Origin of the sequence: Acinetobacter sp. ANC5681 (genome assembly GCF_023488045.1) — a bacterium.
Classification (GTDB): domain Bacteria; phylum Pseudomonadota; class Gammaproteobacteria; order Pseudomonadales; family Moraxellaceae; genus Acinetobacter.
The window spans coordinates 56,370-82,862 of record NZ_JAMFKZ010000013.1; the positions used below are offsets into that span (position 1 = coordinate 56,370).

The window sequence follows — 26,493 nt, forward strand, 5'->3', positions numbered from 1 at the left end:
AAAGAAGTTTCAGTTGAAACTTCTTTTTATTTTTAGGCATTAATTCTCAAACGAAACGCTAGCTCGTTCTTTTGCCCACTCTCTTAAAATAAATTTTTGTAATTTGCCTGTCGATGTTTTCGGAATCTCAGTAATCACCACATCTTTAGGAACTTTAAAGCGAGCCAGTTCTTTTTGGCAATGTGCAATAATTTCTTCTACGGAAGCAGATGCACCTTGCTTCAACTCAATAAATGCACAAGGCACTTCTTGCCAACGTTTATCAGGTTTTGCGACCACTGCGGCGGTGAGTACAGCAGGGTGGCGGTAAAGTACATCTTCGACTTCGAGCGATGAAATATTTTCGCCACCTGAAATGATAATATCTTTAGAGCGATCAGTAATTTTGGCATAACCATCAGGATGGCAAACGGCTAGATCTCCTGTATGAAACCAACCACCTTTAAAAGCTTCTTCAGTCGCTTGTGGATTTTTGAGATAACCTTTCATCACGATATTACCACGGAACATAATTTCTCCCATGGTTTGCCCATCATTCGGTACGGGTTGCATCGTTTCAGGATCAAGTACTCGCATACTGTCTTGGAGTGGATAAGGAACACCTTGACGAGAATGAAGTTGAGCCTGTTCTTGAATAGATAAGTCACTCCATCCTGCTTGCGAAGCACATAATGCCGATGGGCCATAGGTTTCTGTCAAACCATAGACATGATTAACATTAATTCCAATATGGCGCATACCTTCAATAATCGCAACGGGCGGGGCAGCTCCAGCAACCATGACTTCAACATGGTGGTTGAAAGCTGTTTTTTGTTCTGCTGGAGTATTGATGAGCATGGATAAGACAATTGGCGCACCGCAGAAATAATCGACTTTGTGTTCAGCGATATATTTAAAAATTAAAACTGGATCAACTCGACGTAAGCAAATATTGGTACCGCCACTGGCAGCAATTGACCATGCAAAACACCAACCATTACAGTGAAATAGTGGTAGTGTCCATAGATAAACCGCACGAGGTTTCATACCACATGCCAAAATATTACTGGCCGCATTGAGATAAGCACCACGATGGTGATAAACCACACCTTTTGGATTGCCTGTGGTGCCTGAAGTATAATTCAGACTAATCGCATCCCATTCATCTTGTGGAAGTAGCCATTCAAATTCAGGATTACCTTTAGCTAACCACGATTCATATTCATATTGCCCAAGTGCAATTTGCTCACCTTCGTATTCCTGATCAAATACATCAATCACAATAATATCTTGAGTGATCAGCTTTAACGCTTCTTCAGCAAGTGATCTGAATTCTGGATCGACCAAAAGAACTTTTGATTCTGCATGAGTCAGCATAAAAGCAATGGTTTTGGCATCGAGGCGAGTATTCAGCGTATTGAGTACTGCACCTGCCATTGGTACAGCAAAATGTGCCTCAATCATTGCAGGTACATTCGGCAACAGTACCGAAACGGTATCATTCTTTTGAATTCCTAACTGAGTGAGCCGATGTGCAAACTGGCGACAACGTTGATAGCTTTGTTGCCATGTGATTTGACGTTCCCCATGAATAATGGCGGCTTGGTATGGATAAATATAAGCAGCACGTTCTAAATAACGTAAAGGTGATAAAGCAACGAAATTTGCAGGGGTTCTCGGTAATTCATCATATGCACTAACCATGTGTTTGCTCCATTTGTGTTTTTTTCATTTATATCTATATCAACATAGTGTGTCATTCAGTCTAAATCATTTAGGCTTTAGTCGGAGATGAAGCCTAATCAATCTAGGTTTTTATGATTCAAAGGTTTCATCCTCAACTAAACCTGTGTAAAATCTTGAATACTTTTTTTATCCGCCGTTTTTTATCTTTTGAGGTTCGCCTCAATACATAATCTCGCGGTGATATGCTCCTTCGTATAGGGCATCACTCCTTAAGGATTTTATTATGCCAATTATTACTTTGCCAAATGGCGATCAAAAACAGTTTGATCACGCCGTATCTGTGATGGACGTTGCATTAAGCATTGGTCCGGGTCTTGCGAAAAATACCGTAGCAGGTCGTGTTAATGATCGTTTAGTCGATGCTTCAGACTTGATTACCGAAGATGCAACTGTGCAAATTATCACGCCTAAAGATGAAGAAGGCGTAGAAATTATTCGTCACTCTTGCGCACATCTCGTTGGTCACGCTGTTAAGCAGCTGTTTCCAGAAGCAAAAATGGTAATTGGTCCAGTCATTGAAGAAGGTTTCTACTATGACATTTGGATGCCACGTCCTTTTACTTTAGATGATATGGCAGCGATTGAAGAGCGTATGAAAAAGCTCATCGATCAAGATTATGATGTCATCAAAAAAATGACACCACGTGATGAGGTGATTGCAGAATTCACAGCACGTGGCGAAGAATACAAATTGCGCTTGATCGCAGACATGCCGAATGAAACACAAATGGGCTTGTACTACCATCAAGATTATTTGGATATGTGCCGTGGTCCGCACGTACCAAACACTAAATTCTTAAAATCATTCAAGCTCACAAAAATCTCTGGTGCTTACTGGCGTGGTGATGCGAAGAATGAACAGCTTCAACGTATCTATGGTACGGCTTGGGCTGATAAAAAACAGTTAGCTGCATATATCAAACGTATTGAAGAAGCAGAAAAGCGTGACCATCGTAAAATTGGTAAAGCTTTAGATTTATTCCATATGCAAGAAGAAGCACCGGGTATGGTGTTCTGGCATCCAAATGGTTGGACAATCTACCAAGTGCTTGAGCAATACATGCGTAAAGTTCAGCAAGACAATGGCTACTTAGAGATTAAAACGCCGCAAATCGTAGACTTTACGCTTTGGGAAAAATCTGGTCATGCAGCCAACTACGCAGACAACATGTTTACAACTCATTCAGAGAGTCGTAACTATGCTGTTAAGCCAATGAACTGTCCTTGTCACGTACAAGTGTTTAACCAAGGTTTGAAATCTTACCGTGATTTACCAATTCGCTTAGCGGAGTTTGGTTCATGTCACCGTAATGAACCATCAGGTTCTTTACACGGGATTATGCGTGTTCGTGGATTTACCCAAGATGATGCACATATTTTCTGTACCAAAGAACAAATTGGTCAAGAAGTTGCTGACTTTATTAAGCTGACTTTAGATGTTTATAAAGACTTCGGCTTTGAAGAAGTACAAATGAAATTGTCTACACGTCCTGAAAAACGTGTCGGTGATGATGCACTTTGGGATTTAGCTGAAAAATCTTTGGCGGATGCTTTAGATAACGCAGGCTTGGCTTGGGATTTGCAACCTGGTGAAGGTGCATTCTATGGTCCGAAAATTGAATTTTCATTGAAAGATTGCTTAGGTCGTGTATGGCAGTGCGGTACGATTCAATGTGACTTCAACTTACCAATTCGCTTAGATGCGTCTTATGTCACTGAAGACAATGATCGTGATCAACCAGTCATGCTTCATCGTGCAATTCTTGGTAGTTTTGAGCGTTTTATTGGTATACTAATTGAACACTATGCGGGCTTTATGCCGCCGTGGTTAACACCAATTCAAGCGTGTGTTATGAATATTACTGATTCACAAGCAGAAGCATGTGAACAAGTGGTTGCAAAACTCAAAGAAAATGGTCTTCGTGCTATTTCTGACTTGAGAAATGAAAAAATCGGATTTAAGATTCGTGAGCGTACCCTAGAGCGTATTCCTTACCTTCTAGTTCTTGGTGATCGAGAAGTTGAAGAAGGTACTGTTAATGTGCGTACTCGCTCAGGAAAAAATTTAGGTACTATGTCAGTAGATGCATTTATTGACCTAGTGAAATCTGCCGTTGCCGAACGCGGCCGGTACATTGTGGAGTAATAAAGATTAAACAGCCTGACCGTAACCAACAACAAGGTGCTAAAAGTAACCGTCCTGCAATCAACGAAGAGATTCGTGCGAAAGAAGTACGCCTTGTTGCTGCAGATGGAGAACAAAAAGGTGTTGTTTCATTAACTGAAGCATTACGTGCTGCTGAAGAAGCTAATCTTGACCTTGTTGAGATTGTTGCTAATGCAGAACCGCCTGTTTGTAAAATCATGGACTACAACAAGCACTTATTTGACTTAAAGCAAAAGCAAAAAGATGCGAAGAAAAAACAGCATCAAGTGCAAGTGAAAGAAATCAAGTTACGTCCTGCAACGGACGTAGGTGATTACCAAGTAAAATTGCGTGCAATTTTACGTTTCCTTGAAGAAGGAAATAAGGTGAAAATTACCTTGCGTTTCCGTGGTCGTGAGATGGCACATCAACAGCTTGGTTTGGCTCAATTGCAAAAAATTGAAGCTGACGTTGCTGAGTTTGGCGTAGTTGAACAAGCGCCGAAGATGGAAGGTCGTCAGATGGGCATGTTACTTGGTCCGAAAAAGAAAAAGTAATCATCCAATCATCAAAAAAGCCCTGCTCGAATAGCAGGGCTTTTTTGATTTAAAGCATAATTACTGAGTACTTACAGTTTTTTCTGTAGAATCAGGCTGATCAAGTAAAAGTTTTTTCTTACCAATTGGGATTTCGCGTGGAAGTTTCTCTTCTGGTATGATTCGTTCCAACTCAATGACCAATAAACCATTCTCATAATCAGCTTGTTGAACTTCAATATGTTCATCTAAGCGTAAAGACAATTTAAAGGCACGACGCGCGATTCCTTTATGCAGATATTCAGTTGTTTCTTTCTGAACAACCTCAGGTTTACCTGAAATGGTAAGAAGCTGATTTTCTAGACTCAGTCCTAATTCCTCTAGGCTAAAACCTGCGGTAGCCACCACAATGCGATAACGGTTTTCACCAGATTTCTCTATGTTATATGGAGGGTAATTGGGTGTATCACTTTGCATGGCGTAGTCAATAAAATCATTTAAACGGTCAAATCCAATGCTACGACGAAATAAAGGATGAAGATTTAGATTACTCATGATTAGAACCTCCTGAGGTCAGCAAAGTTTTAAAAATAAGAAGATAAAACTTAAACCTGCCATGTATAAACATCGACAGAATGTTAAAAATCGTCATTTCTAACACAATAATGAATATATGTTTGGGTTTAAAAAATTCAAGTTAAAGATCTATTTTTTTAAATAAATTTTATATATAATTGATAATTATAAAAAATTATTTTTAATTTGCAGAACTTGTTGTTTTTTTTTAAATCTATTAAGGTGTGTAAAGAGCTACCATCTACGGTGTATGGAGAATAATTTTAAAATGATTGATCTTTATTATTGGGGAACACCCAATGGACATAAAATAACCATTGCACTTGAGGAAATGGGCTTGGATTATCAAATTTTTCCAATTAATATTTTGGAAAATGATCAGTTCCAACCAGACTTCTTAAGAATCTCTCCTAATAATAAAATTCCAGCGATTGTTGATCAAAATGGACCGCGAGGTGAACCGATTTCTGTATTTGAATCAGGTGCGATTTTGCAATATTTAGGTCGAAAAACAGGTCTATTTTATCCGACTGATGAACAAGAGCGAGTTGAAGTAGAGCAATGGTTAATGTGGCAAATGGGTGGGTTTGGTCCAATGCTAGGGCAAAATCATCATTTTAATAAATTTGCACCTGAACGTATTCCTTATGCAATTGATCGTTATATCAATGAGACTAAGCGCCTTTACACTGTTTTAAATAAGCAATTGATTGGTCAGAAGTTCGTGGCGGGTGAGTATTCAATTGCCGATATGGCAATCTTGCCTTGGGCATTGCGTTATGAATGGCAAGGCATTCAGCTTGAAGATTATCCATATGTGCAAGACTATATTGAACGCTTAACGGCGCGTTCTGCGATACAAAAAGCTTTATCAATCCAAGTCTAATATTTTACCGTGTTCAAGTTTGCCTCATGAGTTATTGGTTGTTGTTCATATCTGCTTTTGGGGCTGCAACATTATTACCTTTACAGTCGGAAGCAGTATTAATAACCTTATTGATACAAGGGCTTTCCAATCCTTTTTATCTGATCTTGGTTGCAACCATTGGAAATGTCTTGGGTTCATGTGTGAACTGGTGGTTAGGACTGAAAATTGAACATTTTAAAGATAAAAAATGGTTTCCTATTTCAGAACAGCGCTTAGCACAAGCACAACAGATCTATCATAAATATGGTTTTTATTCGCTGCTACTGAGTTGGACACCTGTGATTGGTGATCCGATTACTTTGATTGCGGGATTGATGAAAGAAAATTTTTGGCGATTTTTATTGATTGTCAGCATTGCCAAAGGTGGGCGTTATTTAACGTTGTATGTGTTATATGTTGGAGTTTTTTGAAAAAAGGGAAAGTTTGACTTTCCCTAAAACCTTTAATGATCAGTACCTGTAGTAATATCGACTTTAAATAAATCACTGGTTTTCAACCAACAGTAAGTTACAACTGCAAGCGTCATACAACCACCAAATATGGTCGCGGTGATTGTTCCGAGATACTTGGCTGCCAGACCTGATTCAAAAGCCCCGAGTTCATTACTCGATGAAACGAACATTCCATTTACCGCAGCCACTCGACCTCGCATATTTTCAGGTGGGAAAATTTGTAGCACAGTTTGACGAACTACGACAGAAACACTGTCACAAGCACCAGTCATGGCTAAGGCAAATAGTGATAGCCATATATTGTTTGAAAAGGCGAACAGAATGGTAAAAATACCAAAGCCAGCGACAGCCAATAACATATTCCGCCAAGCGTGGTGCATTGGTGGGAATTTTGTCAGGACAATCATAGTAATCAGCGCGCCGATCGAAGGGGCGGCGCGTAGATAACCTAAACCTTGAGGGCCGACCTTTAAGATTTCTTCGGCAAAAATGGGCAACAGAGCAATCACACCACCAAAGAGTACCGATACCAAGTCTAGTGAGATTGCCCATAAAACAATTTTGGTTTTCCAAATAAAGCGGAAACCATCGGTTAGGCTTTGTAAGACATTCTCAGTTTCCATTTTGGGGAATGTTCGTTTCTGTAAGCAATTAATCAAAATAAAGCAGATTGCCAATAATGTTGATACTGCAAAAAGACTGGTTTCTCTACCAAGAAATGCCAACATAAAACCACCCAACATTGGCCCAATAATCACACCACTTTGCCAGCCGATCGTGGTCCAAGTGGCACCATTGGCATACAGCTCGCGTGGAATTAAAAAGGGTTTGAGTGAGGTTGCTGATGGATTGTAAAAACCCCGAATAGTACCTAAGGCAAATATGACAGCATAAATGCCCCAAGAAAGTGTGCTAATACCAATTTTTTCTAAGCCATGGAAATGGAATAAGCCCCAAAGAACCAAAGGTAAAGGAATGGAAAAGAATAAACAGACCTTCATAATGCTTTGTTTATTCAGTTTATCTGCAAAATAACCACCCCATAAAGAAAGCGTGATAAATGGGATTGCTTCAGCCAAACCAATAAAACCCAAGGTTAGGGGATCACGAGTGATTTGATAGAGTGAATAAGCAACGATAATTTCCTGAATTAAAATTGCCAGTGTTAAGCAAAATTGATTCAAGGTCACAATAGAGAAATCTCGATACCGTAACGCGGCGAATGCATCATTCTGAATATTCATAAAAATAAAGATTTAATAATTTGATTCTATTATAGGCGCTGATTTTGTGGATGTTTCTCATAATTTGAGAATTAATTATGGAAAATAACGTTTGAGAAAAATAAAGTAGTTGCTGTTAAAAAATGAGCATTTTACTTTTGTTTTAAAGGCAGATGCTATATGATACTGCCTTCCTTACCTGCAGGTCGATTTGCAATAGTGCAAACGAGCCGAACAGGTGCCCAAAAGAGGTTACTATGGCTAAGTTAAAAACTCGCCGTGGTGCAGCTAAACGCTTTAAAGCGACTGCAAACGGTTTCAAGCGCAAACAAGCATTCAAGCGCCACATTTTGACCAAAAAATCTGCTAAGCGTATCCGTCAATTGCGCGGTTGTGTAATGGTTCACGTAAGTGACGTTGCATCAGTTCGTGCTATGTGCCCATACATCTAAGGAGATTATAAATGGCTCGTGTAAAACGTGGTGTACAGGCTCATCGCCGTCACAAAAAAATTCTTGCTCGCGCTAAAGGTTACTATGGTGCTCGTTCACGCGTTTACCGCGTAGCGTTCCAAGCGGTAATCAAAGCTGGTCAATATGCTTACCGTGACCGCCGTCAAAAGAAACGTCAATTCCGTGCTTTATGGATTGCGCGTATCAATGCTGGTGCTCGTCTTAACGGTTTGTCTTACAGCCGTATGATCGATGGCTTGAAAAAAGCTCAAGTGATCATCGACCGTCGCGTATTAGCTGACATCGCTATGCATGATGCAGTTGCATTTGCTGCTTTAGCTGAAAAAGCTAAAGGCGCATTAGCTGCATAAGCTTAGAGATTCAAAGAAGGCCGCTTTTTAGCGGTCTTTTTTATTGATCAATAACCTAAAAACAAATTATCAACTCTGTTTTCTAATGTCCATTTTCCCATTCCATATGTAGACGAAATGGATATAGCTATAATTGAAATAATCCATAGAGTATTTTTCATGTAAATTTCCTTAGGAATTTGTCAAAAGTTAAATTGTTCATTTTAAAGCCCAAAATAGTAAGCAACCAGACAAATAATCACGGTTAATATAATCAATTTAATCACGCCAGACGCACCTACTTTATGATGGTGGGACTTATCAATCTGATGTGGAATTTCCATGGTTCGGTCAATGATTTCAGGTTCTTCTGCCGTAAGTTGAGCCGTTTGGTAGTGATTTGCGGTTTTTACAATCAGCTTGGCAAATAAGTCATCCGTTTTTTGTGAAAAATTGCGGAGATTAATCTGTTCTTCAGGGCTAAATAACTCACCTGTAGTCGTATAAGGATGCTTTCTTTGTTGTTCTAAATAATCAGTTAATGCTTGTGTGCGATGTAATAATCGATGTGCACAATCCGCTGGATAATCTGTTGGAATCAATGCTAATTGTTTGCTAGAAAGATGTGTAAGATCAGCTTCATAACCATAAAAAGGCAAATCTTGTTGTTCTGGCTCTGGAAAATGTTCAGCATATTTACTATCGAACAGTTCTTTCTCCAAGACAATCGCAACCTGATTCCAATTTACCTTCTGTAAGTCAGCATCAATTTTTTTAGCGAATTTATCATTCAACTCATAGCGCCAAAATACTTCTTGGCGGAGGGTTGTTTGTTGAGATGCCGGCGCATCAAAGGCTTGATCACAGTTATCCCATTCAGCCAGTTCATGGCCACAGATCCATGCGGTTTTTTTATTGCCTTGATGGCTCACAATAAAATGCGCAAAGGGAAGCAGCTCTACGTTAGCATTTGGATTTCGCTCATCATTGAGGACACTAGATAAATGTAGGCTGAGTTTTTTAACACCTTGTTTTTTTAAGCCTTCAAGCCAAATCTGGAAATGTTGTGCCAACAGGTGTTGAGAGAGTAAGTCTCTAAAAATCAGTCGATTTTGATTAAAAATCGGATGTTCAACCCAACGGCTAAAATTGAGATTTCCTGCTAAATATTCATTGCCATAAGTCACTAGTGTAAGCTGTTGTTTCCAGATTTGATCAAGCGCCATCGTTATTCTTTCTCATTGACGATATCGGTATCTTATACATTTTATTCAATTGTTGAGTAATTTTTCAGAAATTTTAGTTGATCTGCTTTGGTATCTTGTTGTTTTATTTTTGCATCTATATTTTCAAAAGTACGCTATTTAAACCGCTGTTTATTTTCATCAAACTGGTAAAAAGCTGATAAACTATAGCGTTTTATTATATTTCTATATTTTGTTGCTTTGAGAGTTACTATGTCACTGGAAGCCCTGACCACTGAAGCGCTTGCTGCCATTGCAGCGGCTCAAGACCTTGCTGCACTCGATCAAGTTCGTGTGCAATTTACAGGGAAGAAAAGCCAGCTCGCAGAACAGTCGAAAGCACTTGGAAAAATGGATCCTGAAGAGCGAAAAGTACAAGGTGCTGCGATTCACGCTGTGCGTGAAGCAATCAATACAGCTTTGACTGAGCGTCAACAGACATTACAACAAGCTGAACTTGCAAAAAAATTAGCAAGTGAAACCATTGATATTACTTTACCGGGCCGCGGTCAGCGCATGGGAAGTATTCATCCTGTTACTCAAGTACAAGAGCGTATTTGCCAATTCTTTACTAAAGCAGGTTTCCAAGTTGCTCATGGTCCAGAAGTTGAAGATGATTATCACAACTTTGAAGCCTTAAATATTCCGGGACATCACCCAGCCCGTGCGATGCATGACACTTTCTACTTTGATGCAACCCATTTGCTTCGTACCCATACTTCGGGCGTGCAAATTCGAACCATGGAAACCAGTCAGCCGCCAATTCGTATCGTGTGTCCTGGCCGTGTTTATCGTTGTGACTCAGATCAAACCCATTCGCCAATGTTCCATCAGATCGAAGGTTTGTACGTTGCTGAAAATACCAGCTTTGCTGAGTTAAAAGGTTTATTGATTAACCTACTCAATGAGTTCTTTGAAAAAGATTTAAAAGTACGTTTCCGTCCATCTTACTTTCCATTTACAGAGCCAAGTGCAGAAGTGGATATTATGGATGAACGTGGTCGTTGGTTAGAAGTTTTAGGCTGTGGCATGGTGCATCCAAATGTATTGCGTGCCGCAGGAATTGATCCTGATAAATACAAAGGCTTTGCCTTTGGTCTAGGGGTGGAGCGTTTTGCGATGTTGCGTTATGGCATCAATGATTTGCGTATGTTCTACCAAAATGACGTGCGTTTCTTACGCCAATTTGCCTAAACAGTTTTTCAGGATTAAAGAAGGTTTATACAAATGAAAATTAGTGAAAATTGGTTACGCAGCTGGGTAAATCCAGCGATTGATAGCGATAAATTGTCTGATCAATTGACCATGTTGGGTTTGGAAGTTGATGAGTTAGCACCTGTTGCAAAACCGTTTACTGGTGTGGTTGTTGGTGAAGTCCTTACGGTTGAACAACATCCAGATGCGGATCGTTTACGTGTGACCACGATTAATATTGGTTCGGGTGAAGCCTTACAGATTGTCTGTGGTGCGCCAAATGTTCGTGTGGGCATGAAAGCTCCTGTTGCAATGATCGGTGCAGTATTGCCAGGTGATTTCAAAATTAAAAAAGGCAAGCTCCGTGGTGTTGAATCACAAGGTATGCTCTGTGGTGCTTCTGAAATTGATTTAGAAGACAAAATTGATGGTTTGTTAGAGTTGCCTGCTGATGCACCAGTGGGGATGAATATTCGTGAATATTTAAAGCTTGATGACAATGTCATTGATATCAGTATCACGCCAAACCGTGGTGACTGCTTTAGTATCCGCGGGATTGCCCGTGAAATCGCAGTGATCAATCAGTTAAAGGTGAATGAGCCTGAGATCCAGTCTGTACCTGCAACAATCACAGATGAGAAAGCAGTAACGATTAGCACGGAAGGTACACCACGTTATTTGGGTCGTATTATCAAAAATGTCAATGTCAAAGCGCCGACACCGGAATGGATGGAACAGGCATTGGCACGCTCAGGCATTCGTACGCATAGTATTTTGGTGGATATTACTAACTATGTATTACTCGAGCTTGGTCAACCGATGCATGCCTTTGACTTGGCAAAAATCGAAGGTTCGATTCAAGTGCGCCAAGCGCAGCCACAAGAAAAACTGACTTTGCTCAATGATCAAGAAGTTGAACTGCAAGATGACATCATGGTTATTGCAGATGATCAGAAAGTATTGGCAATGGCAGGCATTATGGGCGGGCTGGATTCATCGGTAACTGATGAGACTCAAGATATCTTCCTCGAAAGTGCGTTCTTTGCGCCTTTAGCTATTGCAGGGCGTGCTCGTCGTTTCGGTTTGCATACTGACTCATCACAGCGCTACGAACGTGGCGTTGACTTTGAATTGCCGATGATTGCTATGCACCGTGCTTCTGAGCTGATTCAAGCCTTTGCTGGTGGAGAATTTGGTCCAATTACGATTGCTGAGCAAGAGGCTTTATTGCCAAAACGTGAAGCGATTGCATTACAACAAGCGCAAGTAGACCAGTTGTTGGGCTATCAAGTTGCTGGTGATTTTATTGCGGATGCGTTAACACGGTTGGGCTGTGTGGTGGAAAGCAAAGCTGAAGATAAGTGGAGTGTAGTTCCACCATCACATCGTTATGATATGGCAATTTATCAAGACTTGATTGAAGAAGTTGCACGTATTCACGGCTATGACAATATTCAAATCAGTTTGCCAAAAATTGATGTGACATTGGAGAAATATCAAGATCGTTTTGAAATCGCTCAATTACGTCAAACTATTGCAGCTTTGGGTTACCAAGAGGCGATTAGTTTTAGCTTTGCCGATGCAAAACTTGAGAAGCAATTGAATCCAAACGTACAGCCATTAATGCTTGCCAACCCAATTTCAAGTGACTTGGCTGCAATGCGTAGTACTTTGTTATCCAGCCTGATTCCTTGTGTCCAGTACAATTTAAACCGTCAGCAGCAGCGTGTCCGTTTCTTTGAACTGGGCTTACGTTTTGATTATCAAAATGCACAAAGTATTCATGACCTGAAACAGATTCCGACTCTGGCCTTGATTGCGGTTGGTTCACGTGTACCAGAATCTTGGCATGCAAAACCACAGGTAATGGATTTCTTTGATTTCAAGGGTGAGGTGGAAGAAATTCTGGCTGCGGGGCGTGTAAAGGCTGAATTTGTCCGTACTGAGCGTGCATGGCTGCATCCAGGTCAATCTGCGGAAATTGTGGTGGATGGACAGGCGATTGGTTACTTGGGGCGTTTACACCCGTCACTGGAAAATGAACTCGATTTGGGCACAACATGGGTGGCAGAACTGGATCAGCAGGCTGTTTTGCAATCTTATGTATCTAATTTTACAGAATTATCACGTTTTCCATCGGTTAGACGTGATATTGCGCTTTTAATCTCTGATAATATTGAGGTTAGAGATATTCAGCGCTTAATTGAGCAGACTGGTGGTGAGTTACTCGACTCAACATGGTTGTTCGATGTGTATACGGGTCAAGGGGTTGAACAAGGCAAGCGCTCTTTAGCTTTTGCAGTGTTGTGGCAACATCCAGCACGTACGCTTGAAGATGCTGAAATTAAATCTGGTATGGATAACATTATTCAAGTGTTGGAAGACACTTACCAAGCGACATTGAGGGCCTCATGACAGCATTAACAAAAGCAGAGATGGCGGACCATTTAAGTGAGCTTACTAGCTTAAATCGCCGTGAAGCAAAACAGATGGTTGAGTTGTTTTTTGATGAGATCAGCCAAGCATTAATTGCGGGTGAACAAGTCAAACTTTCTGGTTTCGGTAATTTTGAATTACGTGATAAACGTGAGCGTCCAGGACGCAATCCAAAAACGGGTGAAGAAATCCCGATTTCTGCCCGCCGAGTGGTTACGTTTAGAGCGGGTCAAAAATTTAGACAGCGCGTTGGAAATGAGCAGATCGATTGATCTGCTTTTTTTTATAGTGATATTTTTTATTTGATTAAAAATCTAGGCGTAAAAAAAGAGAACCTATAACGGTTCTCTTTTTGATAATCTAAAAATATTAGATTATTGAGCAGCAGAAGCTGGAGCAGCTTCAGAAGCAGCAACGTCAGAAGCAGCAGCAGCAACGTCAGAAGCAGCAGCAGCAACGTCAGAAGCAGCAGCTTCAACAGCAGTAGTAGCTTCAGAAGCAGCAGCTACAGCTTCAGACGCAGCAGCGTTAGCATCAGCAGCAGGAGCTTCTTCTTTCTTAGAGCAACCAACGAAAGCTAAAGTAGTAGCAATAGCAGCAGCAACAGCGAATTTTTTGAATAACATGGCATCACTCTCATAAAATTGTGAGATTAAAAAAAACCTAGAGTTAGTCTGTTTGTGCTTTTATTATTCCTAAACGCTTTAGGTAACAACGCAGGGAGCAGCCTAACTGGTCTGCTGCTATCCTATCAAAGCAGATCATGAATTACTACTGTTCTGTCCAACAAAACGACAAAAATGGGCAGAATTTGGCTATTTTTTGATAGAAAAAAACTATGGAAATTAAAATTAAAATCGGTATTTCATTATTTTTTTATTGAAATTAATTTTAAATTTATTAAAAACAAAGGTTTATTGTTTTATTGGAATTTTAAAATAATCTGTAAATATTATGTAAGTTTGTCAACCAAATAAAAAAGGCTACCATAAAGGTAGCCTTTTTTAATGCACTTATCTTATGTCGATGCTTTACGTTTCATTTGATCAAAGAAGTCATCATTAGTTTTGGTTTCTTTCATACGATCCAGCAAGAATTCCATTGCGGCAAGCTCATCCATAGGGTGGAGGAGTTTACGCAGAATCCAGACTTTACGTAGATTTTCTTCGCTCATTAGGCGCTCTTCACGACGAGTTCCAGATTTTTTGATATTCATTGCAGGGAATACTCGTTTCTCTGCGATACGGCGATCAAGCGTAATTTCTTGGTTACCTGTACCTTTAAATTCTTCGTAAATTACATCATCCATTTTACTGCCTGTTTCGATCAAAGCAGTTGAAATGATGGTTAGAGAACCACCTTCTTCGATGTTACGCGCAGCACCGAAGAAACGTTTAGGGCGTTCTAATGCATGAGCATCCACACCACCGGTTAATACCTTACCTGATGATGGAATCACAGTGTTGTAAGCGCGCGCAAGACGAGTAATTGAGTCAAGTAAAATCACAACGTCTTTTTTATGCTCAACTAAACGTTTTGCTTTCTCAATCACCATTTCTGCAACCTGAACATGTCGAGCAGGTGCTTCATCAAATGTTGATGCCACAACTTCACCGCGAACAGTACGTTCCATTTCTGTAACTTCTTCAGGACGTTCGTCAATCAAAAGTACGATTAAGAACACTTCAGGATTATTACGCACAATGGATTGAGCAATGTTTTGTAATAGCATTGTTTTACCCGCTTTAGGCGGTGCAACAATAATAGAACGTTGACCTTTACCAATCGGAGCAACCAAATCGACCACACGAGCTGTGAGATCTTCAGTTGTACCATTGCCCAATTCCATAATCAGTTGTTCTGTTGGGAAGAGAGGCGTTAAGTTCTCGAATAAAATTTTATTACGCGAGTTCTCAGGTGTGTCATAGTTAATTTGATTAACTTTCAGTAATGCAAAATAACGTTCGCCTTCTTTTGGTGGGCGAATAGTACCTGTAATGGTATCGCCTGTGCGTAAGTTAAAACGGCGAATTTGTGATGGGCTGACATAGATATCATCTGGTCCTGCTAAATATGAACCAGCAGCAGAGCGTAAAAAGCCAAAACCATCTGAAAGAATTTCGAGAACACCATCACCAAAAATTTCTTCGCCATTCATGGCATGGCGTTTTAAAATGGCAAAAATAATATCTTGTTTACGGTTACGTGCCATGCCTTCAAGGCCCATAAACTCCGCAATTTTAATGAGTTCGCCAATGGGTTTTTTCTTGAGTTCAGTTAAGTTCATAAGTGGTCAGACAGAATGGAATAAGTGGAGGACAAGTTGGGAAAAGGATAAAAAAATCGACCGCATACATAGATGCTGATGTAATTGTAGGTACACAACCACGATTCAGTAGCTTGGTTCATTGTTTCAGAGAGAAATGTGAAAACAATTGTTTATTGCCGAGCGGCGATCTTATGTTTTGTGTTTTGTAAGAAGCGTAATGAAGTAGATTCCATTCAGGGCTTCTTGATCCAGTAATATAGGGGAAATCAGCGAATTTGTCAATTTTTACGAAGAAATACACTATCTGTTAATAGTATATTTCTTCCGATTGACAGTTACATCCAGTAATTAGATGTTTTGGTCAATAAATGCTGCAAGTTTTGAACGCGGTGCTGCACCAACCTGTTGTGCCACAACTTCACCGTTTTTAAACATTAATAATGCTGGAATGTTACGAATGTTGTACTTCACAGCAGTGTCTTCACATGCAGTCACGTCAACTTTAACGATTTTGACTTTTCCTGCATATTCATTTGAAAGGTCTTCAAGCACTGGTGCAATAGCTTTACATGGCGCACACCAGCCAGCCCAGAAGTCAACAAGTACAGGAGTTTCAGCATTTAAAACATCTGCTTGGAAGTTTTCATCAGTTGTATTAACAATAGTCGCAGACATAAGGTTACTCCAAATTTAATAAATAAAGTGCAAATTCGTTCATCATCAGCATGAATCTTACATTGCTACTTTACTCAATGTAAGGGTTTGTTCTGATTATTCAAGTTTCAAAATGAAAAGTCTAATGGATGCTCACGATGTTGATTATCGGCTTCTACAATGATTTATAGCTTAAAAGCGAAAATACGCACCTATTATTGCTTAAAATGACTTTAAAATTATTGGCGTGTGAATTACTCTAATGCGTGAATTGAGCATAGGTTTATATGAAGAATGTCTGATTTTCTGATTGATGAAGAATTACTTGCTGCAATTGATATGGGGTCGAATAGTTTCCACTTGGCGATTGCTCGTGTTGATCACGGTGAAGTGAAAAAAGTTGCTTCAATGTCAGAAAAAGTACAATTAGCAGCTGGGCTGGATGAAAATAAAAATTTAACTGAAGCTGCGCAACAGCGTGGACTTGCGTGTTTGGCTCGTTTTGTAGGGCGTTTAAGCTCTGTTCAAGCAAATCGTCTAAGAATTGTGGCGACAAATGCTTTAAGACAAGCAAAAAATGGTCATGAATTTATTCAAAAAGCAGCTGAAATTTTACCAAAACCCATTGAGATTATTGCTGGGCGTGAAGAAGCACGTCTGATTTATTTAGGCGTTTCACACACGATGGCTAATGGTGGTCGACGTTTAGTGATTGATATTGGTGGTGGTTCAACAGAGTTCATCATTGGCGAGGAGTTTGAACCGCTACACACTGAATCTTTGCAAATGGGTTGTGTCGCTTACAGTAAAGCTTATTTTGCTGATGGTGAGATTTCAAGCAAGGCTTTTGATAAAGCTGTTGTCGCAGCGCGTAAAGAACTCTCTGCGATTGCAAATACCTATAAAGCAGAAGGTTGGGATACTGTTGTTGGCTCAAGTGGAACAATCAAAGCTTGTCGTCAAATTACAGTAAATCTTGGTTTGAGCGATGAACAAGAAAATTTAACTCGTGAAGGTTTATATAAGTTAAAAGATCGTTTGCTCAAATTTAAACATATTTCTGAAATTGATTTTGAAGGTCTACGTGAAGATCGACGAGCAGTTTTGCCAGCAGGTCTTGCGATTTTATATGCCATTTTTGAAGTTTTAGAGCTTGATAAATTGGCATATTCTGATGGTGCTTTACGTGAAGGCGTGATGTATGACTTACTTGGTCGCTTCAAGCATGAAGATATTCGTGACCGAAGTGTGCAAGCCTTAATGGGACGTTATAATGCTGACCCAAAGCAAGCTGAACGTGTCGTAAATACAGCACAACAGTTATTTGATGGCGTCGCGAATGCTTTAAATTTAACGACTGAAGACAGTGACTTACTGCGTCGTGCGGCCTATTTGCATGAAATCGGCTTAGCAATTAGTCATGGTGGCTACCATCGTCATGGTGCATATTTATTACAGCACTCCGATATTCCCGGTTTTTCACAAATTGATCAAAATCATCTATCTCATTTAGTTTCACATCATCGTCGTAAGTTACGGGCTGATGCAAAAAATGACGTTCTAAAAGTTGGTGGTAGTCATTTATTGTATCTCTGCTTACTGCTTCGTCTCGCTGTTTTGCTGAACCATAGTCGTAGTGATCAGATGCTTCCTGCCATTGAACTGAGTGTTGGAAATGGTCAACAATGGCAACTCAGCGTTTCTGGCGATGCTAAACAATGGCCTTTATTGGTTGCTGATTTGCATGATGAGCAAGTGCAATTTAAACATTGGGACATTGAGTTAAATATTCAGTCAGACAATTTTGTTGATTAACAATATATCCTTGTTAGGGATTATCTACGACTTATGAAAAATAAAGCGACTCAGTCCAAGTCTTGGGCTACGGTTCAAATTGCACGACATCCTGAACGTCCGCAATTTCTCGATTATGTTAGTGAAATCTTTACTGAATTTGATGCTCTTCATGGTGACCGTTTATATGGTGACGATGGTGCTATGATTGGCGGTTTAGCTCGTTTCGATGGGCAGCCAGTGATGGTGGTTGGTCAACATCGTGGTCGCAGTACGCGTGAAAAATTACAACATAACTTCGGTATGTGTAATCCAGAAGGTTATCGTAAATCACAGCGTTTACTTGATATGGCTGAACGTTTTAATTTACCTGTATTTACTTTTGTTGATACCATGGGAGCTTATCCTGGTGTTGGTGCTGAAGAGCGTGGTCAAGCAGAAGCAATTGCCACCAGTTTGGCGCAGCTTTCTAGTTTAAAAGTACCTGTGATTGCGACTGTACTTGGTGAAGGCGGTTCTGGCGGGGCACTTGGTATTGGTGTTGCTGACCGCGTGATTATGCTATCGCATAGTATTTACTCAGTCATTTCACCTGAAGGCTGTGCTTCGATTTTATGGAAAACTGCGGACAAAGCTGCACAAGCCAGTGAAGCGCTCGCATTAACTGCCGACAAGCTGAAAGCTTTAGGTATTGTTGAGTATGTGGTGGATGAGGGTGAGGGTGCTCACTTACAACCTGAAAAAGTCATGCATGATTTGAAAGATGTGTTAAAACAAGCCTTAAATGAATTGCAACCGATGGATGCACAAGAGCGATGCGATGCACGTTATCAACGTTTAATGAAGTTTGGCAGCAGCAATTTAGGCATCGCGTCTTAGCACAAACTCAGCATTTTTCTGAACAAACTCAATTCTTAATTGGGTGCAGCGGCGGCATGGATTCCATGCTGTTGCTGTATCTGATGTCTGAACTTTTCCCCACCCGAACCCGCGCGATATATATTGATCATCAACTTCAATCGATGAGTGAAGAATGGGGCAATTTAGTACAAAAGCACGCTGATGCGCTAAAGATTCCTTGTGCTTTGCAAAAAGTCTCAGTCGGGTCAGGTAATCTAGAGCAACAAGCACGAGATGCGCGTTATCAAGCTTATTGTAGACATTTAACTGAGAATGACATTTTAGTACTTGGGCATCATCAGCAAGATCAAGCGGAAACGCTGTTATTACGATTATTTTCTGGTGCAGGTGTCAATGGTTTGGCCGCGATGCAGCAAATTGATATTCGTCAAGAGATGACCATTTGGCGACCATTTTTAGATCTGAGTCGTGAGCAAATTGAGCAATGGTCACAGCAACTGGGTTTTGATTATGTGACTGATCTCACCAATCACGATACGCACTATGATCGGGCATGGTGTCGAGAACAGTTATGGCCTGTATTAGAAAATCGCTTCCCTAAAATGCAGTCAGCTGTGTCACGAACGAGTTATCTGATGCAAGATGCTGCAGAAATTTTAGATGATGTGCTGCAAAGTGATTGGAAATTATGTGCAACTGAGAATGAGCTGGATTTAACTTGTCTGTTGGAGCTATCTGATGCACGAAAACGTCAATTGCTGTCTGCTTGGATAAAAGGTAAGGATCAATATCGCCCAAGCTACGATATGGTACAACGCTTACAACAAGAGGTTATTCTGGCAAAACCAGATGCTCAGGCAATTTTACATATCAATCAACACTATTTTGTTCGCTATCAGAAAAAATTATATCGTTTAACTCACAACCAATTATATGCAGAAAAACAATCTACCATTCTGCCTGCATTATTAGAGCGATATGAGATGGGTGAAACGATCAAAGTTGCGGCTGGAACGTTTAAGATCGAATCTCAAGCGATTGGATTTTCATCCCAGCTTTTAGGGCGAGAGTTAAAGCTGCTGAAACGCCTAGGAGGGGAAAAAATTCATCTCTATGGTCGAGTTGGACATTGGCCACTGAAAAAAGCCATTCAAGATGCACAGATTTTGCCTTGGTTACGTCATACAATTCAAATATTGGTCGTAGATAATGTTATGCTTGGGGTTTTTAGCCCAAAGGGTTTTTGGTTGGCGCAATCTGATTATTTAGAGCAGGGCGGTTGGCAACCAAGTTTAATTTCTGACTGCAATGACTTTTTTCAGCAGTCTTTTTCATATGATGAGTAGGACATGGCGACAACATTGAATCAAAATATTTGTTTTATTGGTGGTGGTAACATGGCGCAAGCCTTGATTGGTGGGCTACTTTCGCGTGGTTTACCGACGACCCGCGTTACCGTTTCTGATCCAGTTGAACAAATTCGTCACATCTTAGAAGAAAAAAATATTCAAACCACAACAGATAATGTGGACGCAATTAAAAATGCGGACGTTGTGGTATTGGCGGTCAAACCCCAAGTTTTGGCAACGGTATTACAACCATTAAAAGGTTTATTGTCAGATAAACTCGTGATCTCAATTATTGCGGGTGCTGAAATTCAAACGATTTCAGATTTAATTGGCGGTAGTCAGCGTATTGTTCGTGTCATGCCGAACACGCCAGCATTGGTACAAACGGGTGCGCATGGTATTTATGCATCTGAAGCAGTAAATGCTCAAGATCGTGAATTAACCAGTCAAATTTTGGCTGCGACAGGTTTAACCATTTGGGTAGACAATGAAGCGCAAATTGATGCAGTAACAGCAGTCTCTGGTTCTGGTCCAGCCTATTTCTTTTACTTGATGGAAAGTATGATTCGTGCAGGTAAAAACTTGGGCTTAGATGAGAAAGTCGCGACGGCATTGACCCTGCAAACAGCGTTGGGTGCGGCACAAATGGCGATTACTAGCTCAAATTCTCCAACAGAATTACGTAAAAATGTGACGTCTCCAAATGGTACAACACAAGCAGCTTTAGAAGTGTTTGATCGTGCGCAGATTTCACAAAATATTCAAGCAGCGCTTGCAGCAGCTCAGAAGCGTAGCCAAGAGCTTGCACAAGAGTTGAGTGACAAGACTAAATCGGTTTAAGTAGGATAAGACAATTATGGGTGCAAGTTCTGCGCTAATTTTTGGTGTTTTGATCAATGTTGCAATTTTATTGATCTTTTTCCGTTTTTTAATGCAATTAGCGGCAGTCAGTCCATACAATCCTGTGGTCCTTTCAACCGTGAAAGCGACCAAGATTGTGGATGTTTTTAGCCGTATTTTTCCCACTCTAGGCAAGGGGCGTGTCAATTTAGCCGCAGTTGCTTTGTTGGTGGTATTGTACTTACTGAAAATTTTTGGGTTGATGTATTTGTCAGGACAAATGCCACATAGCGCGGTGTATCTTGTGATCACGACATTTGTGACAATGATCCAAGATTTAATTCGTTTCTGTCGTTATTTGATTTTTGCAACCATCATTTTGAGTTGGGTGGTAATGTTTACGCAGTCACGATCACCTTATATTGAAGTGATTCAAGAGCTTGCAGAACCTTTACTTGCACCATTTCGTCGTCTGTTACCGAATATGGGGATGATTGACCTATCTCCAATTTTGGCTTTCTTAGCTTTATATATTGCTGAGATCTTAATGAATGAAGCGGCTAAAGTTCTTTTAACAGGTCTTTAATCTGCTTCAAAATAAAAAAGGGACTGTAGTTGATACAGTCCCTTTTTTATTTACATTATTTTAGTGAGCAGCATCCCAGTTAAGACCTTGTCCAACTTCAACCACAAATGGCACTGAAATTTCTAATACAGACTGCATCACCTCAGCAATTTGTTTTGAAAGTTCATCTGCAATAGCGACATCTGCTTCAAAGACCAATTCATCGTGAACTTGTAATAACAGCTTAGCCTGATCTTTTGGTAGGACTTTATCAACTGCAATCATGGCAAGTTTAATGATATCAGCAGCACTTCCTTGCAATGGTGCATTGATTGCTGCGCGTTCGGCTGCCTGCTTAATTATTTTATTGGTTGCCATAATGTCGGGTGTATACAGACGACGACCTAAAATGGTTTCAACAAAGCCTTGTTCACGTGCAATCTGACGGGTACGTTCCATATAGTCGAGTACGCCCGGATAGCGTTGGAAATAGCGTGCAATATAGCTACGAGATTCTTCGCGTGTAAAGCCCAGTTGACGAGTAAGCCCAAACTCAGACATGCCATAGAGTAAACCAAAGTTAACGGCTTTAGCTTGTCGACGTTGATCATGAGTGACATCTTCAATCGCAATTCCCAAGACTTCCGATGCAGTACGGCGGTGTACATCTTGGCCTTGTTGGAAAGCATGGACTAACGCATCATCTTGCGAAAAATGTGCCATCAAACGCAGTTCAATTTGCGAATAATCGGCTGCGAGTAACACACGACCTTCAGGTGCAATAAAGGCTTTACGAATCTGACGACCAATTGGTGTACGAATTGGAATATTTTGCAAATTTGGATCAGTGGAAGATAAACGCCCAGTTGCCGTGAGTGCTTGGTGATAACTGGTATGTACACGATGCGTTGCGTCATGTGATTGCTCGATCAAGCGATCAGTATAGGTGTTTTTGAGTTTTGCTAATCCACGATGTTCTAAAATAACTTCAGCTAGAGGATGTTCGATTTTCTCTAAAATACTTTCACTGGTACTATATTGACCCGTGGCAGTTTTCTTACCACCTTTGAGTCCAAGCTTATCAAATAGGACTTCACCCACTTGTTTAGGTGATGCGATATTAAAGGCTTCACCTGCTAATTCAGTTGCTTGGTTTTCTAAAGTTTGAATCGTTTCAGAGAACTCGACACTGAGTTGATCCAAAAATTGATGATCCAGTTTAATTCCATCTTCTTCCATACCTGTAAGCACGCGTGCTACAGGCATTTCAATATTATGTAGAATATGAACAAGTTCAGGATGGCTTTGAAGTTTTGCTTTTAATACTTCATAAAGACGATAAGTGACATGTGCATCTTCAGCAGCATAATGTGCCGCTATTTCTAATTCAATCTGATTAAAGGTTTTTTGCTTTACGCCTTTACCTGCGATTTGTTCAAAAGTGGTGGTCAAATGGCTGAGATAAACACGAGCTACATCATCCATCCCATGACGGGTTGCCGCTGCATTGAGTACATACGAGGCAAGCATAGTATCGAAATACCAGCCTTGAATCGTGATACCGTGATTAGCAAAAATATGCGCATCATATTTTAAGTGATGACCAATTTTTTTGATTTGCTCATTTTCTAAAATTGGCTTGATTTGAGCTAATAATGTTTCACGGTTGAGTTGAACAGGTGCACCTTCATAGTCATGTGCAACAGGTATATAGTAAGCATCATGAGCATCGAATGCGATTGAGAAGCCGACTAACTCAGCAACACGATAATCTAGATTTGTAGTTTCAGTATCAATTGCAAAATGATCAGCATGCTGCATACGTTGAAATAAAGCATCCCAAGCATCTTGGGTTAATACCGTGTGATAGGTTGCAGTTCCGAGTTGATCATCTTGACTAGAAAGGTTGGCATGATCCTCAGTGATCACTTGCTCAACTTTCTGTTCGGCTTTGACAATACTTTGAGATGTTTGTTGGTAAGCCGAATTATTTGGATTGTTGGGATGGTCTAAAGATTGTAATTGGTTACGGAATTCTAGTTCTGTATAGAGGTCACGTAATTGATCTACATTTGGATTGCTTAGTTTTAAATCATGCCAATCTAAAGCTAAATCTAGATCACAGACAATACTGGCCAGTTGATGGTCAATCTTAATATTCTCTAAATTGTCTTTAATATTTTGGCTGATTTTGCCTTTCAGTTGATCAACATTGGCAATAATATTATTTAATGAACCATATTCAGTCAGTAGTTTTGCGGCAGTTTTTGCACCGACACCTGGCACTCCCATAATACCGTCAGAAGCATCTCCCATCAGGGTGAGATAATCAATAATTTGATGTGGATGTACCCCAAATTTTTCTAGTACCCCAGCTTCATCTAACACACGTTCTTTAAAACTATCTTCGAGTTTAACGTGTTCATTAACCAATTGTGCCATGTCTTTGTCACCTGTTGAGATCAAGACATGGTGACCTTCAGCCAATGCACGTTTAGTGAGTGTGCCAATGATATCATCGGCTTCCGCACCCGGAAGACTATACAGAGGAATTCCTTGAGCTTTGATTAATGCATGTAGATAGGGAATTTGTTGAGATAACTCCTCAGGCATACTTGGGCGATCACCTTTATAAATAGGTGATAATTTATGGCGAAAAGTTGGTTCTGGTGTATCAAAAATCACAGCCATATGAGTAGGCTGAGTACGACGCATTAACTTTTGAATTGCTGAAATTGCGCCACGGATTGCGTTGGTGTGTAAACCTGTAGAGGTTGTTAATGGCGGTAAAGCGTGAAAAGCACGAAATAAAAAATAAGATCCGTCAACCAAGACAAAAGGTGGCATTATGCAAATCCTTATTATGAACTAAATGCCATTTTACGTGAAAAAGTAGTGGCTGTCCTTGTTGTCTTGTAGAGCAGTGGCAAACTGTGTCGCATTAAATAATTGCAGTATTTTGTATGTAAAAATGGCTGCTTATCAAGTGATCAAGTAAGATAACTTAAATGAAGCTGTCATAATTGATCTAAGTCTATGTATAAAAAAAATAAACAGGTAATTATTATCGTTTTAGTTGTTTTGACGGTGCTGCTTGCTTGCGCAATTGCATTTCAATGGCATGGAGCGATTGTTGCTGCAACAATTGGATTAACTGTTGTTATTGTGCACGTTATTTCAGAAATTCATCAGCGCTTACGCCAGTTAGAGCAGGCCGCGCCAAGTTTTTTTGCACAATCAGCGAATATAAATGGGCAAAAAATTATTATTTATGCTGCGGCACTCGTGGCACTTTTTGCTTACGCCAATACGTGGATGTGGTTAGCTGGCGGTGCATTATTGGTATTCATGCTATGTTTAATCCAAACGATCAGTGCATTTCAAACGCGACTGACTCATTTAGAACAATATGCAAATGTAGAGACTGACATAGAGGCTTTAGCTCAGCAAAAGATCAACGCCCAAAATATTGAACGGTATCTTGATGAAGCCAAGAAGACAGAAACTCAGAAACCAGTTTTTGAACAACATCCTGCGTGGATGAAAGCTGATTATCAGGCGATACCAAATCAAAATAGTCAGTCAGCTGTTGATTTTGAGCATCAAGCAACAACTCAAACAGTATCATGGTGGCAACCTGCACTTGATTGGATGATGCATGGCAATCCAATTTTACGTGTTGCAGTTGCAATATTAATGGTTGGCGTGGTGTTACTGTTACGCTTTGCTAGCGAGCATTGGCAATTAAGCTTGGGGGTAAAACTGAGTTTTATTGCTATTGCTGGTGTTATCACGACTATTGCAGGTTATTTACTACAAAAGAAAAACCAATTATTTGCTGTAGCTTTACAAGGCGTGGGTTTAGCAGTCGTTTTTTTGACCTTGATTTTCTCTCATCACTTCGCCGTGATTGCTAGCTTAAGTACAGCGAGTATTTTATTTGTAATTCTATTATTAGCGACGGTCTATCTTAGTTTAAAACAGCAAGCCTTGTATTTAGCGATGTTAGCTTTGAGCATGGCATATCTTGCACCACTGGTGATTCCACAAAATCATCCTGATGTGATTTTCTTATTTGGCTATTACTTTTTAATTAATTTAGCTGTTGCTGCGGTTAATTTTATTCAGCCGTGGAAAATTTTGCATCAAATCGCATTTTTTGCCACGATGTTTATCGGTGGTGCAACAATTGGAATCTATGCAAAAACATATCAGTTTGACACCTTAGATATTATCTTATGGCTGCATATTGCTTTATTTATTTGGTTAAGTATTCGCTATAGCCAACTAATGTTACGGACACAAACTCAAGATATAAGCATCGATCAGACAGTTCCTCAAAGTCGTCAACGTCTACAGCCTATCTTAGATGTTGGGCTTATTTTTAGTGTTCCTGTACTTGGTTTTTCCCTGCATGCATATTTAATGCATAACTCGACTCAAGCATTAACTTGGGGAGCTATTGCATTAGCCATTGTGTATATCGCATTAAATCTATGGATTAAACGTCGGCATCCACAATTATCTATCTTGGCAAAAAGTTTCTTTATTCTTGCAGTGGTTTTTACGGCATTAATTTTTCCATTGGCTAAAGGGGCACATTGGACTTCAACGGGTTGGGTGATTCAAGGTACAGCATTAATTGTCTGGGGAGTAACTGAACGTTATCGTTTAAGTCGTTATGTGGGTGTTGTATTGGTGCTGTTAAGTTCAGTAGCACTCATTTTCCAAGTTTGGTCTAATGACCACTTTCCGATACTCAGTACAGTCATCTATGCAATCGCTCAGTTTATTTCAGCTTACTATTTATTAAATTATCAACAAGTTGAAAAATACTTTAGTGCTCGAATGCTCAGTGGAATTTTTTTAGCATTGGGCATGTATGCAGGAGCGATTGCA

23 protein-coding genes are annotated in these 26,493 nt (G+C 40.1%); 15 read left to right on the forward strand and 8 right to left on the reverse strand.

The window, feature by feature from the left end; all coding sequences use genetic code 11:
* Positions 1 to 39: 39 nt before the first annotated feature.
* Entirely contained in the window at positions 40 to 1,683 is a 1,644-nt protein-coding gene (locus M5121_RS09320; RefSeq protein WP_249571016.1) for an acyl-CoA synthetase, read from the reverse strand.
* 265 nt (positions 1,684 to 1,948) lie between these two features.
* Between M5121_RS09320 and thrS the strand changes: the two genes are divergently transcribed.
* Both thrS and infC read left to right on the forward strand, forming a co-directional pair.
* Complete coding sequence (gene thrS, locus M5121_RS09325) at positions 1,949 to 3,871, forward strand: threonine--tRNA ligase (RefSeq protein WP_249571017.1); 1,923 nt, start codon at positions 1,949 to 1,951, stop codon at positions 3,869 to 3,871.
* Between the two features lie 5 nt (positions 3,872 to 3,876).
* Positions 3,877 to 4,428 carry a translation initiation factor IF-3 gene (gene infC / locus M5121_RS09330; protein WP_081399795.1) on the forward strand — a complete coding sequence of 184 codons (552 nt, stop codon included), beginning with the start codon at positions 3,877 to 3,879 and terminating at the stop codon, positions 4,426 to 4,428.
* 60 nt (positions 4,429 to 4,488) lie between these two features.
* On the opposite strand, the gene M5121_RS09335 is transcribed toward infC, so the two are convergent.
* On the reverse strand, positions 4,489 to 4,962 hold the full coding sequence (locus M5121_RS09335) for an Hsp20 family protein (protein ID WP_087545618.1): 474 nt from the start codon (positions 4,960 to 4,962) through the stop codon (positions 4,489 to 4,491).
* A gap of 289 nt (positions 4,963 to 5,251) precedes the next feature.
* Between M5121_RS09335 and M5121_RS09340 the strand changes: the two genes are divergently transcribed.
* Together M5121_RS09340 and M5121_RS09345 are read left to right on the forward strand one after the other, a co-directional pair.
* Positions 5,252 to 5,869, forward strand: a complete 618-nt coding sequence (locus M5121_RS09340; RefSeq protein ID WP_087545619.1) for a glutathione S-transferase N-terminal domain-containing protein — start codon at positions 5,252 to 5,254, stop codon at positions 5,867 to 5,869.
* Positions 5,870 to 5,895: 26 nt separating this feature from the next.
* Complete coding sequence (locus tag M5121_RS09345) at positions 5,896 to 6,321, forward strand: YqaA family protein (RefSeq protein ID WP_249571018.1); 426 nt, start codon at positions 5,896 to 5,898, stop codon at positions 6,319 to 6,321.
* Positions 6,322 to 6,353: 32 nt separating this feature from the next.
* Here M5121_RS09345 and M5121_RS09350 read toward each other — a convergent pair whose 3' ends face one another.
* Positions 6,354 to 7,607, reverse strand: a complete 1,254-nt coding sequence (locus tag M5121_RS09350; RefSeq protein ID WP_249571019.1) for an MFS transporter — start codon at positions 7,605 to 7,607, stop codon at positions 6,354 to 6,356.
* Positions 7,608 to 7,843: 236 nt separating this feature from the next.
* Between M5121_RS09350 and rpmI the strand changes: the two genes are divergently transcribed.
* Together rpmI and rplT are read left to right on the forward strand one after the other, a co-directional pair.
* Complete coding sequence (rpmI, locus tag M5121_RS09355; RefSeq protein ID WP_004637967.1) at positions 7,844 to 8,038, forward strand: 50S ribosomal protein L35; 195 nt, start codon at positions 7,844 to 7,846, stop codon at positions 8,036 to 8,038.
* Positions 8,039 to 8,049: 11 nt separating this feature from the next.
* Positions 8,050 to 8,409, forward strand: coding sequence for a 50S ribosomal protein L20 (gene rplT / locus M5121_RS09360; protein ID WP_004675688.1), 360 nt, complete (start codon positions 8,050 to 8,052; stop codon positions 8,407 to 8,409).
* A 203-nt stretch (positions 8,410 to 8,612) separates the two neighbouring features.
* Here the strand turns inward: rplT and M5121_RS09365 are convergent, their stop codons facing one another.
* Positions 8,613 to 9,614 (reverse strand): hypothetical protein, encoded by a 1,002-nt coding sequence (locus M5121_RS09365; RefSeq protein WP_249571020.1) that lies wholly within the window; start codon positions 9,612 to 9,614, stop codon positions 8,613 to 8,615.
* Positions 9,615 to 9,845: 231 nt separating this feature from the next.
* Here M5121_RS09365 and pheS point away from each other — a divergent pair, with 231 nt between their 5' ends.
* The 3 genes from pheS to M5121_RS09380 are packed head-to-tail and all read left to right on the forward strand — an operon-like array spanning position 9,846 to position 13,534.
* A complete protein-coding gene (gene pheS, locus M5121_RS09370) occupies positions 9,846 to 10,826 on the forward strand; it encodes a phenylalanine--tRNA ligase subunit alpha (RefSeq protein ID WP_005239606.1) in 981 nt (326 codons plus the stop codon).
* A 33-nt stretch (positions 10,827 to 10,859) separates the two neighbouring features.
* Positions 10,860 to 13,241 carry a phenylalanine--tRNA ligase subunit beta gene (pheT, locus tag M5121_RS09375; RefSeq protein WP_249571021.1) on the forward strand — a complete coding sequence of 794 codons (2,382 nt, stop codon included), beginning with the start codon at positions 10,860 to 10,862 and terminating at the stop codon, positions 13,239 to 13,241.
* On the forward strand, positions 13,238 to 13,534 hold the full coding sequence (locus M5121_RS09380) for an integration host factor subunit alpha (protein ID WP_004664224.1): 297 nt from the start codon (positions 13,238 to 13,240) through the stop codon (positions 13,532 to 13,534). Before pheT ends, M5121_RS09380 begins: the two co-directional genes overlap by 4 nt.
* Before the next feature lie 102 nt (positions 13,535 to 13,636).
* On the opposite strand, the gene M5121_RS09385 is transcribed toward M5121_RS09380, so the two are convergent.
* The 3 genes from M5121_RS09385 to trxA all read right to left on the reverse strand — a co-directional run bounded on the left by M5121_RS09385 (position 13,637) and on the right by trxA (position 16,206).
* Positions 13,637 to 13,888 (reverse strand): hypothetical protein, encoded by a 252-nt coding sequence (locus M5121_RS09385; protein ID WP_004664225.1) that lies wholly within the window; start codon positions 13,886 to 13,888, stop codon positions 13,637 to 13,639.
* 392 nt (positions 13,889 to 14,280) lie between these two features.
* Positions 14,281 to 15,549: a transcription termination factor Rho gene (gene rho / locus M5121_RS09390; RefSeq protein ID WP_004664227.1), complete on the reverse strand. Its 1,269-nt coding sequence runs from the start codon at positions 15,547 to 15,549 to the stop codon at positions 14,281 to 14,283.
* A gap of 330 nt (positions 15,550 to 15,879) precedes the next feature.
* The gene (trxA, locus tag M5121_RS09395; RefSeq protein WP_087536609.1) at positions 15,880 to 16,206 is read right to left on the reverse strand and encodes a thioredoxin; all 327 of its coding nucleotides are present in this window, start codon (positions 16,204 to 16,206) and stop codon (positions 15,880 to 15,882) included.
* Between the two features lie 273 nt (positions 16,207 to 16,479).
* Here trxA and ppx point away from each other — a divergent pair, with 273 nt between their 5' ends.
* Genes ppx through M5121_RS09420 form a run of 5 tightly spaced genes read left to right on the forward strand, consistent with a single transcriptional unit; the run spans position 16,480 to position 21,615 of the window.
* Positions 16,480 to 18,000: an exopolyphosphatase gene (ppx, locus tag M5121_RS09400; protein WP_249571022.1), complete on the forward strand. Its 1,521-nt coding sequence runs from the start codon at positions 16,480 to 16,482 to the stop codon at positions 17,998 to 18,000.
* A 33-nt stretch (positions 18,001 to 18,033) separates the two neighbouring features.
* Positions 18,034 to 18,858, forward strand: coding sequence for an acetyl-CoA carboxylase carboxyltransferase subunit alpha (locus tag M5121_RS09405; RefSeq protein WP_005164406.1), 825 nt, complete (start codon positions 18,034 to 18,036; stop codon positions 18,856 to 18,858).
* Positions 18,795 to 20,186, forward strand: a complete 1,392-nt coding sequence (tilS, locus tag M5121_RS09410) for a tRNA lysidine(34) synthetase TilS (protein ID WP_283772287.1) — start codon at positions 18,795 to 18,797, stop codon at positions 20,184 to 20,186. The genes M5121_RS09405 and tilS overlap by 64 nt, the downstream gene beginning before the upstream one ends.
* Positions 20,187 to 20,189: 3 nt before the next feature.
* Positions 20,190 to 21,029, forward strand: a complete 840-nt coding sequence (proC, locus tag M5121_RS09415; RefSeq protein ID WP_249571023.1) for a pyrroline-5-carboxylate reductase — start codon at positions 20,190 to 20,192, stop codon at positions 21,027 to 21,029.
* A gap of 16 nt (positions 21,030 to 21,045) precedes the next feature.
* Positions 21,046 to 21,615, forward strand: a complete 570-nt coding sequence (locus M5121_RS09420; protein ID WP_005164419.1) for a YggT family protein — start codon at positions 21,046 to 21,048, stop codon at positions 21,613 to 21,615.
* 60 nt (positions 21,616 to 21,675) lie between these two features.
* On the opposite strand, the gene polA is transcribed toward M5121_RS09420, so the two are convergent.
* Positions 21,676 to 24,441 carry a DNA polymerase I gene (polA, locus tag M5121_RS09425; RefSeq protein WP_249571024.1) on the reverse strand — a complete coding sequence of 922 codons (2,766 nt, stop codon included), beginning with the start codon at positions 24,439 to 24,441 and terminating at the stop codon, positions 21,676 to 21,678.
* 189 nt (positions 24,442 to 24,630) lie between these two features.
* Between polA and M5121_RS09430 the strand changes: the two genes are divergently transcribed.
* Positions 24,631 to 26,493 (forward strand): DUF2339 domain-containing protein (locus M5121_RS09430; protein WP_249571025.1); only part of this gene is annotated, 1,863 nt, incomplete at its 3' end.

Coding starts and splice junctions, on each gene's coding strand:
- M5121_RS09320 (WP_249571016.1), bottom strand. CDS start 1,683: ATGGTTAGTGCATATGATGAATTACCGAGAACCCCTGCAAATTTCGTT.
- thrS (WP_249571017.1), top strand. CDS start 1,949: ATGCCAATTATTACTTTGCCAAATGGCGATCAAAAACAGTTTGATCAC.
- M5121_RS09335 (WP_087545618.1), bottom strand. CDS start 4,962: ATGAGTAATCTAAATCTTCATCCTTTATTTCGTCGTAGCATTGGATTT.
- M5121_RS09340 (WP_087545619.1), top strand. CDS start 5,252: ATGATTGATCTTTATTATTGGGGAACACCCAATGGACATAAAATAACC.
- M5121_RS09345 (WP_249571018.1), top strand. CDS start 5,896: ATGAGTTATTGGTTGTTGTTCATATCTGCTTTTGGGGCTGCAACATTA.
- M5121_RS09350 (WP_249571019.1), bottom strand. CDS start 7,607: ATGAATATTCAGAATGATGCATTCGCCGCGTTACGGTATCGAGATTTC.
- rpmI (WP_004637967.1), top strand. CDS start 7,844: ATGGCTAAGTTAAAAACTCGCCGTGGTGCAGCTAAACGCTTTAAAGCG.
- rplT (WP_004675688.1), top strand. CDS start 8,050: ATGGCTCGTGTAAAACGTGGTGTACAGGCTCATCGCCGTCACAAAAAA.
- M5121_RS09365 (WP_249571020.1), bottom strand. CDS start 9,614: ATGGCGCTTGATCAAATCTGGAAACAACAGCTTACACTAGTGACTTAT.
- pheS (WP_005239606.1), top strand. CDS start 9,846: ATGTCACTGGAAGCCCTGACCACTGAAGCGCTTGCTGCCATTGCAGCG.
- pheT (WP_249571021.1), top strand. CDS start 10,860: ATGAAAATTAGTGAAAATTGGTTACGCAGCTGGGTAAATCCAGCGATT.
- M5121_RS09380 (WP_004664224.1), top strand. CDS start 13,238: ATGACAGCATTAACAAAAGCAGAGATGGCGGACCATTTAAGTGAGCTT.
- M5121_RS09385 (WP_004664225.1), bottom strand. CDS start 13,888: ATGTTATTCAAAAAATTCGCTGTTGCTGCTGCTATTGCTACTACTTTA.
- rho (WP_004664227.1), bottom strand. CDS start 15,549: ATGAACTTAACTGAACTCAAGAAAAAACCCATTGGCGAACTCATTAAA.
- trxA (WP_087536609.1), bottom strand. CDS start 16,206: ATGTCTGCGACTATTGTTAATACAACTGATGAAAACTTCCAAGCAGAT.
- ppx (WP_249571022.1), top strand. CDS start 16,480: ATGTCTGATTTTCTGATTGATGAAGAATTACTTGCTGCAATTGATATG.
- M5121_RS09405 (WP_005164406.1), top strand. CDS start 18,034: ATGAAAAATAAAGCGACTCAGTCCAAGTCTTGGGCTACGGTTCAAATT.
- tilS (WP_283772287.1), top strand. CDS start 18,795: ATGCGATGCACGTTATCAACGTTTAATGAAGTTTGGCAGCAGCAATTT.
- proC (WP_249571023.1), top strand. CDS start 20,190: ATGGCGACAACATTGAATCAAAATATTTGTTTTATTGGTGGTGGTAAC.
- M5121_RS09420 (WP_005164419.1), top strand. CDS start 21,046: ATGGGTGCAAGTTCTGCGCTAATTTTTGGTGTTTTGATCAATGTTGCA.
- polA (WP_249571024.1), bottom strand. CDS start 24,441: ATGCCACCTTTTGTCTTGGTTGACGGATCTTATTTTTTATTTCGTGCT.